General features: G+C 55.5%; 12 protein-coding genes. 2 read left to right on the top strand and 10 right to left on the bottom strand.

Annotated features, from left to right (window positions below; genetic code table 11):
• Positions 1-33: 33 nt before the first annotated feature.
• The 6 genes from AC27IT_RS03235 to AC27IT_RS03260 form a co-directional block, all read right to left on the bottom strand.
• Positions 34-1,980: a SpoIID/LytB domain-containing protein gene (locus tag AC27IT_RS03235; RefSeq protein WP_487091583.1), complete on the bottom strand. Its 1,947-nt coding sequence runs from the start codon at positions 1,978-1,980 to the stop codon at positions 34-36.
• A 184-nt stretch (positions 1,981-2,164) separates the two neighbouring features.
• Positions 2,165-2,383 carry a DUF2905 domain-containing protein gene (locus tag AC27IT_RS03240; protein WP_005832418.1) on the bottom strand — a complete coding sequence of 73 codons (219 nt, stop codon included), beginning with the start codon at positions 2,381-2,383 and terminating at the stop codon, positions 2,165-2,167.
• Positions 2,380-3,378: a Holliday junction branch migration DNA helicase RuvB gene (gene ruvB / locus AC27IT_RS03245; protein WP_005832416.1), complete on the bottom strand. Its 999-nt coding sequence runs from the start codon at positions 3,376-3,378 to the stop codon at positions 2,380-2,382. The genes AC27IT_RS03240 and ruvB overlap by 4 nt, the downstream gene beginning before the upstream one ends.
• Positions 3,379-3,382: 4 nt before the next feature.
• Positions 3,383-4,000: a Holliday junction branch migration protein RuvA gene (gene ruvA, locus AC27IT_RS03250; protein WP_005832414.1), complete on the bottom strand. Its 618-nt coding sequence runs from the start codon at positions 3,998-4,000 to the stop codon at positions 3,383-3,385.
• Entirely contained in the window at positions 3,997-4,497 is a 501-nt protein-coding gene (ruvC, locus tag AC27IT_RS03255) for a crossover junction endodeoxyribonuclease RuvC (protein WP_005832413.1), read from the bottom strand. The genes ruvA and ruvC overlap by 4 nt, the downstream gene beginning before the upstream one ends.
• A 127-nt stretch (positions 4,498-4,624) precedes the next feature.
• Positions 4,625-4,816, bottom strand: coding sequence for a hypothetical protein (locus AC27IT_RS03260; protein ID WP_005832411.1), 192 nt, complete (start codon positions 4,814-4,816; stop codon positions 4,625-4,627).
• A gap of 132 nt (positions 4,817-4,948) precedes the next feature.
• Between AC27IT_RS03260 and AC27IT_RS03265 the strand changes: the two genes are divergently transcribed.
• Positions 4,949-6,031 carry a hypothetical protein gene (locus tag AC27IT_RS03265; protein WP_487091584.1) on the top strand — a complete coding sequence of 361 codons (1,083 nt, stop codon included), beginning with the start codon at positions 4,949-4,951 and terminating at the stop codon, positions 6,029-6,031.
• Positions 6,032-6,114: 83 nt separating this feature from the next.
• Here the strand turns inward: AC27IT_RS03265 and AC27IT_RS03270 are convergent, their stop codons facing one another.
• Positions 6,115-6,684, bottom strand: coding sequence for a BofC C-terminal domain-containing protein (locus AC27IT_RS03270; protein WP_005832408.1), 570 nt, complete (start codon positions 6,682-6,684; stop codon positions 6,115-6,117).
• A 259-nt stretch (positions 6,685-6,943) separates the two neighbouring features.
• On the opposite strand from AC27IT_RS03270, the gene AC27IT_RS03275 reads away from it, so the two are divergent.
• Positions 6,944-8,932, top strand: a complete 1,989-nt coding sequence (locus tag AC27IT_RS03275; protein WP_007782379.1) for a bifunctional 2',3'-cyclic-nucleotide 2'-phosphodiesterase/3'-nucleotidase — start codon at positions 6,944-6,946, stop codon at positions 8,930-8,932.
• A gap of 86 nt (positions 8,933-9,018) precedes the next feature.
• On the opposite strand, the gene AC27IT_RS03280 is transcribed toward AC27IT_RS03275, so the two are convergent.
• From AC27IT_RS03280 to pheA, 3 genes are all read right to left on the bottom strand, one after another.
• On the bottom strand, positions 9,019-10,047 hold the full coding sequence (locus tag AC27IT_RS03280) for a phosphotransferase (RefSeq protein ID WP_005832405.1): 1,029 nt from the start codon (positions 10,045-10,047) through the stop codon (positions 9,019-9,021).
• Between the two features lie 11 nt (positions 10,048-10,058).
• Entirely contained in the window at positions 10,059-11,483 is a 1,425-nt protein-coding gene (locus tag AC27IT_RS03285; RefSeq protein ID WP_197187000.1) for a LysM peptidoglycan-binding domain-containing protein, read from the bottom strand.
• A gap of 114 nt (positions 11,484-11,597) precedes the next feature.
• The gene (gene pheA, locus AC27IT_RS03290; RefSeq protein WP_005832402.1) at positions 11,598-12,461 is read right to left on the bottom strand and encodes a prephenate dehydratase; all 864 of its coding nucleotides are present in this window, start codon (positions 12,459-12,461) and stop codon (positions 11,598-11,600) included.
• Positions 12,462-12,470: the final 9 nt, after the last annotated feature.

Genomic DNA, 12,470 nt, shown 5'->3' on the forward strand with positions numbered 1-12,470 from the left:
ACTCCTTTAATGACAGTTCATGTGGCAAAAGCCTTACTTGTCAATTGTCACATCCTGGTAATAGTGTTGCAAAATCTGCAGGTAGTCATACCCTTTCTCCGCCATTGCGCGAGCGCCGTATTGCGACACCCCGAGGCCGTGTCCAAAGCCGTAGCCGCGGAACAGGAACTGCGGTCCTCCCTGCTTGCCGCCCTGGATCACTTCGACATCAAACTTCGTGCTGCGCAGCGGGCTTCCCCCTTGCTGGAAAAGCGAGCGGAAGGCATCCGGGGAAGGAACGGCAATCTGAACCCCGTTCGCCTCCATCGCGATCACGCGCCCGGACGGTCCTCGCTTCGTCACTTTCAGACTGGTGACGTTCCCCTGAATGCGCGGTGCCTTGTTTTTGTCCTGGTTCGCATTGAGCAAGGCCGTCAGTTCAGCGGAAGTAAACGGGCCACGCGTCCACGCATAAGCATTTTCCTCGGCCTCTTCGGAAAGAATCGTCACCTCAGCGCCGCTTGGCAAGGTAGACAAAACCCGATGCGTCGTCGTGCTCGGACCCGTGCGCAAGTTCGTGTTTTCCGTTGTGATGACGGCTATTCTGGCGCCATTGGCCTCTGTGCCTGTCAGCCGCACCAGGTCGCTGCGCACATATCCGATCGTCCCGTCCGCGAGCTTTACCCGATACCACAGGCTCGCCGCTTCCAGCGGATACGTATCGTCGCTCTCGACGGGCCGCAAATACGGAACGGGATTTCCCCACACTTCTGTGCCATCGGCGGTCATTCCGCCTGCGTTCGAGTAGAACAGGGACTCGACGAGCTTGCCCTGGTAGTAGATGACTTCCCCTGCCGTCTCATCCACCGCCTCGCGGACGTCCTCCGACTCTTTTCCATAGCCGTAATACGCCTGCTCCGTCACCGTATCCGACACGTTGGCAATCCCGTACTTGTTTCCTTGCCACAAAGCTCTCGTTCTCGACAGGACCGCCTGCGTTTTCAACGCTTCCAGCGGCCAGCCCGGAGCCATTTCCGAGCCGACAACCCCGTACAGATACTCCTCCAGCGGCAGTTCATTTACAACCGTCAGGTGACCGTTGTATTCCGACAGCTCCATCTCGCCGCGGTACGTCCGCTGCTCGCGTTCCACGACGCCGATCAACGCTTCCGGCTCCGCCTTTTTCGCCTCGACCGTCAGCTTCGCTTGCGGCGAGAATACGTACTTCCAGATCGGCTCATCCGGAGAGCCGTAAACATCTTGCTTCAGTACGACATACGACTGGCTGTCAGGCGCCTTGTAGGAAAAGTTCGGAAAAGCGCTGCTCGCTTTGCGCGCCAATGCAGCGAGCGCTTCCTGGCTGACCTCGTCGCCGATCCAGACCGCGTATTTGACTTTTTCGCCGTTTGACAACAGCACAGGATACGCCGGGATGCCTTTTTGCTCAAACGACTCCTGCCATTTCTGGGCTTCGCTCAAGCTTTTGAACTGCCCCGCTTCCAGCCGGAGCGGGCCTTGGACAACCGGCTTTTGCCCCGTCGCCTGGGCCACGGCCGCCACTTGATTGGCCGCTGCCTGATACGTGTCGTATGTACCGCTGACAACCTGGTAAACGGTTTGTCCGCCTCGTTTCGCCACCTGAATCGAGCCTTCATATTTGCGCTGGCTCAAAAGCTGAGCGATTTGCTGCGCTTGGTTCCAGTCTGGCGTCTGCGCCACGATCAGATGATATTCATCCACCCGGTAACGGGCAGCTTCCCCTTTTAATTCTGGCAACTCGATCTTGCCTTCCGGGCCTGCTAACGTCACTTCCATTCCTTTTTCAGCAGTCAGCGTAACGGAAGGAACAACTCCCCTGTAGCCTTTGCCCGTATCCACAAAGAGCGCCACCCGGATATGTTCAGAAGCCGCCTCGGCCGGCGCTGGTCCTCCCATGAGAGCAACTGTCATCAGGCTCACCGAAAGGACTTTCCCCATCCACTTCTTCTTCATGTCGTCCAACGTCCTTCCTTTCTCCTGATCTCATCTCGTCGAAAATTGGCATGTACTCCCATCTTTTTCGACAATCACAGGCGATTTTCCTGCCCTCGCCCGCAAAATGGGACTAGGCGACGCAAACAAAAAGCCACCGGACGAAACAGCTCCGATGGCGTACAAACAGGCTATGTGTGCAAGGCAAATGCCCTCATTTGAAAAGCCGAAACAAATACATCCCAAGAGACAGCACGATGCTGATGACGATGCACGTCACGACCGGAAAGTAAAATTTGACGTTTTCCTTTTCCACCACAATATCCCCAGGCAGGCGTCCCAGCGGCAAAAAGCGGCCGCCCACCTGCCACAGCAAGCCGATGACGATCAGCACGGCTCCGCCGATAATGAGAAGCTTGGCTATTGGATTCACGATTTCATCTCCCGCCCAAAGTGCTGGTACGCGCTCGGGGTCAGCACGCGGCCCCGCGGCGTCCGCTGCATGAAGCCGATCTGCATCAAATACGGCTCGCACACGTCTTCAACGGTTTGCGCCTCTTCGCCAATCGTGGCGGCAATCGTATCGAGCCCGACCGGACCGCCGTCAAAGCGGTCGATGATGGCGAGAAGCAGCTTGTGGTCGATATGGTCCAGTCCGCAGGCGTCTACCTGCAGCCGCTCCAGCGCTTCTTTGGCAATCTCCGTCGTGATGACGCCCTCGCCTTTTACCTGGGCGAAGTCGCGCACCCGCTTTAACAGACGGTTCGCCACGCGCGGAGTTCCCCGCGAGCGACGCGCGATTTCTTCCGCGCCGCCTTCGCGAATAATCACCTGAAGAATATCCGCTGCCCGAGAGACGATAAAGGTCAGCTCGGGAACGGTGTAAAACTCCAGGCGGTTCACCACCCCGAAGCGGTCGCGCAGCGGCGCAGAGAGCATCCCTGCCCGCGTCGTCGCGCCCACAAGCGTAAACGGCGGCAAATCGAGGCGCACACTGCGCGCGCTCGGCCCTTTGCCGATGATGATGTCGAGCGCAAAGTCTTCCATGGCCGGATAGAGCACTTCCTCGACGCTCCGGTTCAGCCTGTGAATCTCGTCGATAAACAGCACGTCGCCTTCCTGCAGGTTGGTCAAAATCGCCGCCAGATCGCCTGGCCGCTCGATCGCCGGTCCGGACGTCGTGCGGATGTTCACCCCAAGTTCGTTGGCGATAATTTGCGACAGCGTCGTCTTGCCCAGTCCCGGCGGTCCGTACAGCAGGACGTGGTCCAGCGATTCCTTGCGCATTTTCGCCGCTTCAATAAAAATTTTCAAGTTTTCCTTGACGTGCTGCTGTCCGATATACTCATTCAAATAACGAGGACGGAGGCTCAACTCCGCCGCATCTTCTTCCCAGTTCATATGCGTCGTGATGATTCGCTGATCCAAAATCCTACCCCCTCATGAGCAGGGCAAGCCCTTGTTTGATGAGCTTTTCCACACTATCGCCCTCTTTTGATTTCTCCGACAGCGCATTTCTGATTTTTTGCAGCTCGCCGTCCGAGTAGCCGAGCGCCGTCAAGGCGTCGAGCGCCTCGTTCAACGCGGAAACCGCCTGCTCGCCTGCTGTCAGATCGCCTGCCGCGACGGTCAGGATCGCCGATGGCGTGTATCCGACCAGTTTGTCCTTGAGATCGAGAATGATTCGTTGCGCGGTCTTTTTGCCGATTCCAGGAAACTTCGTCAAGTAGGTCACATTTTCCTGTTGCACCGCCATGACCAACTGCTCGGGAGTCGCCGCCGCGAGAATCGCCAGGCCGCCCTTTGGCCCGATACCGTTCACGTCGAGCAGCTTGCGAAACAGGTCGCGCTCGTCACGGGTGGCAAAACCGTAGAGCAATATCGCGTCTTCGCGGACGTGATGGTGCGTGTACAGCTTGGTTTTGCTGCCTTCGTAGCGCACAAACTGGTACGGATTGGGACAAAACAGGCGATACCCGATCCCTCCGGCTTCTACCACTATGTATTCTGAATCGAGGTAACAGAGTGTCCCTTCCACAAAATCAATCATTTTTGAACTCCTTCCGAGATGGAGATGAACGCCCGAAACTGTGCGTGCGTAATCGCAATGCCCAATGCATCCGCCACGTCGTCAGGCTTCGGCACTTCTTTCAGCCGCAGCAACAGCTTGGTCATTTCCTGTATTTGCTTTTTCTCTGCCCCGCCGTAGCCGGTCACCGCCTGCTTGACTTGCATCGGCGTGTATTCATACACAGGCACTCCGGCCAGCTCCGCCGCCAGCAGGATGACGCCGCGCGCTTGCCCCACCGTGAAGGCCGTCGTCACGTTTTTATTGAAAAACAGTTTTTCTACTGACATTTGATCCGGTCGATACGTTTCCAGGAGGCTTTGCATCGCTTCAAAAATCTGCTTCAAGCGAAGCGGAACGGGCAAGCCTGCCTCTGTCTGAATGCTGCCATACTGGACGGGACGCAATTGGCTACCCTGTTTATCCAGAACCCCAAACCCAACGATCGCAATGCCAGGGTCGATTCCTAAAATGCGCATGGTCCACTCTCTCTCCGTGTGCAAAGTTTCTACTCTCTACTGTATCACAAAGCGCTCGAAAAGCGAACGTGTATTTCCATGCAAAAACCCGCTCCTTCCAAAAGGAACGGGTCATACGGCGTCGCTTTTAGTGTTTGTTCATTCCAAGTGAGTCCGACACATCGTGCTGCATGTGCGCGTATTCATCTACGCCGCTCTGCATCTGCTCCTGGATCCGGTTGATCTGCTGGTAATTGAGCTTGTTGTGTCCTTGGTTCAATTGAACGTACAAACGCTGGTGGAACTGGTCCTTGTAGCTACCTCTGGGCATGGTAGACATAAGAAAAGATTCCTCCTTCGATCGCCGTATGAGTACAGTATGGCGTCCCGCCTCCGGCCTTATGATGCCAAGATTTACAGCTCATTTCCGCCGTTTCGTCTTGAAACCATATAGGGTGGAGGTGCTGATTCGGTGCGACGTTTACTAGCCGCTTTCTTACTCGTCACGCTTCTCTTCTCTGTCTGCTGCGCAAAGCAGCCCGCCCAGGCGAAAGGCAAAGAACCGATTACCGTTTCTGTCTCTGTATCGCCGACTTCGCCTTTTCACTCTACGCTCAATGTTCGCGCCCAGCATTCGTTCGTCAAACGGCTGTTTGCCGCAAAAAAGGTTCCGGCTTTCGTGAATCCCCACTGGGTTCGCGCCACCTTGACCGTCAAAAAGCGCCAGTTTGTGTACGACCACGACGGGAATTTGTTTGAAAGCAACAAGCCGCTGCAATACCTTTTGCCGACGGATGTTCACCAGCGAATCGAGGAGCTTGTCGCGCAGGTGGAACGCGTGCATTATGCCAAAGCGACGCCGTGGGAGCAGGTCAAACACACCTTCGGCCGCATGGAGTACGCCACCGTCATCGACCTGGAGACTGGCGAGCGGTTCCACGTCCAGCGCCGTGCGGGCAGCAGGCATGCCGATGTGCAGCCGCTGACGCGCATAGATACGCAGACGATGAAAAAGATTTACCAGGGCAAATGGAGCTGGAAGCGCAGAGCGATTCTCGTCGAGGTCAACGGCGTTTATTTTGCCGCCTCCATGCACGGCATGCCGCACGGTGCAGGGGCGATCGCGGGCAATGATTTTCCCGGCCATTTTTGCATCCACTTTTTCGGAAGCTCGACCCACAAGCGCAAGGAGCCCGATCCCAGCCACAGCCTGATGATCGAAAAAGCGTCCGGCTCGCTTGCGACGACGATCACAGGCGCTACTGCCGAGGAGCTGGTGGGGTATTTCCTCACTGCCCTGCACGAACAGGACAACCACGTCCTGCAAATGACGACAGACGGCTTCCCGCTGCCTGCCCGGCTGTCTGACGTAGCCTCCGTCCGCAAGACCGAAATCGTCATTCCTTCTGACGAGCGGGGGCCGTTGCTCTCGGAGGTCCACGTCCACCTGACTTACTTCACGCTTGACAACCATGAACGGAACGAAGAGTGGACGTTTCTGCTGCGCCGCTCCACGCCGTGGGACAAGTGGCGGATTATCGCTGTAGACTTGTAACGAAATGCAGCACAACAGTACGGCAGCACGAAAAAAGCCGACCATTCCCCCTGCGGGATCGCCGGCTTTTTCCTCTGCTCGCTTTAGTCGCCATCCAGTTGAAACTCCCCGTACGTCGACAGGACGCTGTTATACTCTGCCAGATTGCGAATGCGGATGCCCCGCTTCAAACTCTCCAGCTCTTCTTTTGGCAGGCTCGCTTCCATTTTTGCCGTGTTGATGCGGTAAAACGTCTGGATGACGTCCTGCTCGGCGGGAACCCCGTGAAACAGCGTCAGCATTCCGTCCGCCGACAAGCCGAAATGGCCGTTCTCCTTGCATGCGGGAGAAATGTCCTGTTCCCTTCTCATTAAAATCATTTTGCTCGGATCGGCTGTCACGATCTCCCAGCCTTTGTAATCCCCCATCGCTTCCGGCAAATGGCCTGCGGCGATCGGTTGACGCTCTTCATCCCGGACGCCGCACAAGTAGCTGCGGGTCAACACCAGTTCATACGGCTTTCCTGCCACCGTTGCCGTCTTGCCGATGTCTGTATGCAGCAGTTGAAGCAGTCCGTTCTCTCTGCCTCCGCTGCCTGCCAGCAGGATGCCCAATACGACACCGGTGAGAAGCGCAGCGCCCCACGATGCGTACACCATCCATTTTTTTCGCATGATTTGATGAACCCCTTCTTATACCTTTTTTCCTAGTTTTGCCATGTTTGAAGGGGGACATACGTGAATCTCTCAAGGATTCGTAATTGGCGAGAAATTTATCGCGGGCAAACGGCAAATTGAGCAATCATTATATCTTTTTTGTCAATAGACAAAATTTAATAATCTTAACCTGCAATTATCTACCAATCTACAGATTGTAGTGATAAACTATTTTTGCTTGGCACTTATTGTGAACTTATTGGAGGTCAACCAAAAAATGAAAAAGACAAACAAACAAATGCTGACCGCTTTTCTCCTCAGCACTTCTTTAGTTGTCAGCGCTCTCACGTTCCCTGTTACCCCTGTGAGCGCCGAAACTGGCTCCACCCTGAAGCTCCGCCTGCTTGAAACTACCGATATCCATACCAACATCGTAAACTACGACTATTACCAAGACAAAGCCACGGACGAGTTCGGCTTCGCCAAAACCGCTACGCTGATTAAAAAAGCGAGAGACGAAGCGAAAAACAGCATCCTCATCGACAACGGCGATCTGCTGCAAGGAAACCCGCTGGGCGACTACGTAGCGAAAATCGATCCGCTGCAAGACGGAGAAACTCACCCGGTTTACAAAGCGATGAACCTGTTGAACTACGACCTTGGCAACATCGGGAACCACGAGTTCAACTTCGGTCTGGAACATCTGGATCGCAGCCTGAAGGGCGCGAAATTCCCTTACATCAACTCCAACGTCTACATCGACGACAAGGATAACAACCCGAACAACGACAAAAACATGTTCACTCCTTATCAAATCCTCGAGCGCAAGTTCAAGGACGAGAGCGGTAAAGAAGTAACCTTGAAAGTCGGTGTCATCGGCTTCGTTCCGCCGCAAATCATGCAGTGGGACAAAGCGAACCTGGAAGGCAAAGTGATCGCCAAAGACATTGTGGAAAGCGCCAAAAAGTTCATCCCTGAGATGAAGCAAAAAGGTGCCGACATCATCGTAGCGGTTCCGCACTCCGGCATCGGCCCGGTTGAACCGGCAGCGAACCTGGAAAACGCGAGCTACCAACTGAGCAAGGTCGAAGGCATTGACGCGATCCTGTTCGGCCACTCCCACCTCATCTTCCCGGGACCTGGCTTTGAAAACATCCCTGGCGTTGACGGCGAAAAAGGCACTATCAACGGCAAACCGGCTGTCATGCCTGGCTACTGGGGCAACAACCTCGGCGTGATCGACCTGACGCTGAAGCAAGAAAACGGCAAATGGAAAGTGGCTGAGTCGGTTACCAAAACGATTCCGATCTACGACAAAACAAACAAAGCTTCCTTGGCAGATGCAGATCAGGCCGTTCTCGATGCCGTCAAAGAAGACCACGACCACACCGTGGAATGGGTGCGCTCCGCTGTAGGGAAAACGTCTTCCCCTATCTTCAGCTACTTCGCGCTGGTACAGGATGACCCATCCATCCAGATCGTGACGAATGCACAAAAATGGTTCGTAGAGAAAAACATTAAAGGCACAGAATACGACGGCATTCCGGTTCTGTCCGCAGGAGCTCCATTCAAGGCAGGCGGCCGCAACGGCGCATCCTACTACACCAACATCCCTGCAGGCACGATCGCCATCAAAAACGTATCTGACCTGTACATCTATCCAAACACATTGAAGGCTGTGCTGATTAACGGCTCCCAACTGCAAGAATGGCTGGAGCGCTCCGCAGGCCAGTTCAACCAGATTGATGTGAAGAAAACAGAAGAGCAGCCGCTCATAAACGAAGCGTTCCCTACTTACAACTACGACGTAATTGATGGCGTAACCTACCAAATCGACGTGACACAGCCATCCAAATACGCGATTGACGGCAAGCTGGAAAACAAAGATGCGAACCGCATCAAAAACCTGTCCTACAACGGCAAACCAGTCAAACCGGAAGACAAGTTCATCGTCGTCACCAACAACTACCGCGCAGGCGGCGGCGGCAACTTCCCTGGCCTGGACGGCAAAAACATCGTCATCGATTCTCCGGATGAAAACCGCCAAGTAGTGATCGACTACATCCTGAGCCAAAAAGACATCAACCCGGCAGCAGACAACAACTGGACGTTTGCGCCAATCAAAGAAAAAGTGAACGTAACCTTCACTTCTTCTCCAGACGCGAAGCCTTTTGCCGAAAAAATGCCCAACCTGAAATTCATCGGCCAACTGGAATCCGGCTTTGCCAAGTTCGCTATCGACCTGTCCAAGCCAGCTTCCAAGTAAGCTTAGCGTCTCCAAGACAAACATCCCTCTTTTGCAAGAGGGATGTTTTTTTCGTATCGTCCAATCCGAGCGGACAAAAGAGCAATTTACCCGACAAAATGATATTCTCCCCACGGCGAACGCTGGAAGATGCGCTCCCCGTCATTCAAAAACTTTTGCCGGTTTTGGGCAAGTTTTCCCTCTAGCATGACAAGCTGCAGGACGCCGCGCATATGGTAGCCTGGTCGCCTGCTGTACAGCCCTGTCACCTCGCGCAAAAAATTGTCCGGGTAACGGAGCAGTTGATGAACGGTCCAAATTTGCGTGTCGCTCAAATAGTTAATGTTGCTGTATGCCTCCATCGCTTCCACGAACGATTCCATCCGATAGTCCTGCATCAGCAGCATGCGCGACATCAACTGGACGAGGTCGACGAGCTGAATGTCGTGGCCGACCGTATCCAGGTCGATGAGATAGCAGTTGCCCCGCTGGGTGAGCAAAAAGTTGTGGCTGGCAACGTCCCGATGCGCGAGCGTACCTCTCTCCATGGCCAGGAACATTTCCGGCGTCAACGGCAGCTTGTAGGCAGACTGCAGCAACTGCTGGCCGTCGCGCAGCACTTCATCAGCCGAGTGGGCGATGATTTGCTCCAGCTTGTTTTGCGGGCCGTTTTGCTCAATCATCCAGGTGAGCCGCTCGAAGTATTCCAGGCGGCTTTCCCATTTATCCAGCAAGTTCGGCTTTCCTTCGTACGCATACGAATGGGAGACGGGAAAGCCTTGCGCCGCGACATGGAAGCGCGCCAACGTCTCCGCTGTCTTTTTCACGTCATAGAGCGACGCGTTGTCGGCTTCCTCGCCGTCGATCAGCTTCATGATCGTGTAATAACGATCCTCGTAAGGAAAAATTTTGGCGCCCTCCGCATCGGAGACGTAGTGCACCGTGTGAACAAAGCCCTTTTGCCTCAAGGCATCGGCTAACTCCGTGACCCATACTGCTTTTTCCAACTGCTTATACCCTTTGATGATCCAGTGTCCCCGGTCTGTTTTGAGCAGATTGACGTTCCTCTTAGGCTTAACCCCGTGCACCTCACAACGAAAAGCTTTTTCGATCGCTGGTATGAGTCCTTTGTTCATAACCGTCCCTCTCAGTACGAAGAGGATTCATCGAGCCCGTCTCCCCAGTTTGGCCATGCGCCTTGCTCTGGCATGGAGGCGACGCACTGGGTAGGCGGGAACATCATGTTGTTGTGAAACGGCTGCGGGCCACGGCTGCTTCTCACGCGTCTGCGCTTTCTGTACTCCGGGCTGGCCGAGGAACACTCACATGATGACGATGACTCCACTGGTTCTGGGCAAACAGGCAGCTTCGCGCGAGGCTGTCTAGGCGGAGACGGTGGATATGGCATAGGCATGGGCGGATGCATCGGTTGCAGCGGATACAGCGGCATTGGAAGCGGCATCGGACGTATCGGCGGCATTCCGAACGGGATCATCCCCGGGAATGGCGGCATCATCTGCCACGGGCTGACAAACGGCCTGTAGGGAAACATCGGCTGTCCCGGGCCTGGACCTGGGAACGGCCTTTGCCATGGCCCTGGCCCCATCTGCTCCGGACTGACCAGTTGTCTTCCCGGCTGCTGCGGCATAGGCATTCTCGGAGCCGCGCACGGCGGGCAAGGTCGCACAGGCGGGCATGGCCGAAGCTTTGGCGCAGGCGGCAGCGGGTGCACTTGCTGCTGCGGCGGTCTCGGTGGCATCGGCATCGGGCGTACCTGCTGTGGCGGCATTGGCTGCAGAGGGCGCACCTGTGTCGGAGGCATCGGCGAAAACGGCCTCACCTGGCCTGGTGGGATGTTTGGCTGAGTCTGAACAGGCGGGCATGGCGGACACTGGATCGCAGGCGGTGTCTGCGGCTGAAGCGGCCTGATCTGTGTAGGCGGCAGCGGCGGTACGTTCGGCATCGCGATGTTCGGCGGGCTGGGAGGCTGGTAAATATACGGGCTTACTTGCGTTGGCTGCACGGGCGGAACGACAGGCCGGGCTGGCGTCGTCGGCACTGGCGGCCTCTGCGGCTCTAGGTTGATGTTCGGTCCGGGTGGCTTTGGCGGAACGACCCTCTCCGGCAGCGGTGCAGGCGTTGGCGTTGGCCGGATCGTCTCTGGCGACACAGACGGGGTTGGCGAAGCCGGTGGCCTTTCCTTCGCTGGCGGCGTAAACGGAATCTCCGGACTCACTCTTGGCTTGGATTCCGATTCAATCCGCACCTCTTCCTCTTGTTCTTCCGGCTCGATCGGACGCCGCTCAATCTGCAGCGGAACTTCCTCCGACTCAGGCTCGGTAATCGGCCGTTCTTTTACATATGGAGCCGCCTCGCTCATCGGGTGAGGCGTTGTTCGTGGCTGTGGTCTGACAGGAACGCGCTTTGCCGGAATTTTGATTCTCGCTCCGGGATAGAGCGTGTCGGGAGTTTTGATCTGGCTGTTTAAGCGCAGCAGTTCCTTGTAATCGACGCCGTATTTTTTGGCGATCTTCCACATGCTCTCGCCTTTTTGTACGATGTGAATCCTCAATGTTTCTCCTCCCTTGCGTAAAAACTCCCTACCATGGTATGCACCCATGGGCGTTTTGCTCCTTTACGCCTTGGCTTTCTTGACCGGGGGAGAAAAAAGAAAAAAAGCCAATTTCTAAAAATTGGCTTTTTGCATATAAAACGGATACGTTCCAAGCTGGCGCACCTGACAGCCGATCGCTTCAATCTCGGCAAAGGCTCCCGGCAGCAGGACATCATCCATTTTTTGCTCGATATCAATGACAAAATAGTAGCTTCCCAATGCTTTTTTCGTCGGGCGGGATTCAATCCGCGACAAGTTGACTTTTCTCCAGGCAAACGCCGCCAGCACCTGGTACAGCGCCCCCGGGAAATCTTCCGGCAGCGTGACGAGAATCGTCGTCTTTTCGCGCGCAGACGCCGGCAGCGCAAGCGGTTCCTGGCCGACGAGCACAAAGCGGGTGTAGTTATTCGAATAATCTTGAATTTGCTCGCGTGCGAATTCCAGCGGATAAATCTCCACATTCAGCCTGGTGCCGACAGCAGCCCACGGCTCTTCGGGATGCTCGCTCACGGTTTTCGCTGCCAGCGCCGTGCTGTTCACGTACTCGATCTGGGCGTGCGGCAAGTTTTCGCGCAAAAAGTTGTGGCTTTGCGCGATCGCCTGCGGATGCGACAAAACTTTCGTAATCGCAGACAAAGGCAGCGGCTGCTCCCTTTTTGCCACCAGCAAGTTTTGCGTAATCGGCAGCGCCAGCTCGGCCATAATCGGCAAGTCGACTTCGTGAATGAGCCAATCCAGGGTGGAGTTGACGGTTCCTTCGATGGAATTTTCCATCGGCACAACCCCGAATGCCACTTCCTTGTTGGAAACGGCGTTCAGCACATCAATAATGCTCGGGTACGGAACGAGCGAGATCGGCTGGTCTTGCGTCAAAGACCGGGCCGCCTCTTCCGTGAACGTTCCGCGAGGTCCGAGAAAAGCGAGTTTCTTCTCCATGGCGTTCTC

The sequence above is a fragment of the Brevibacillus sp. YAE8 genome, from assembly GCF_057543335.1.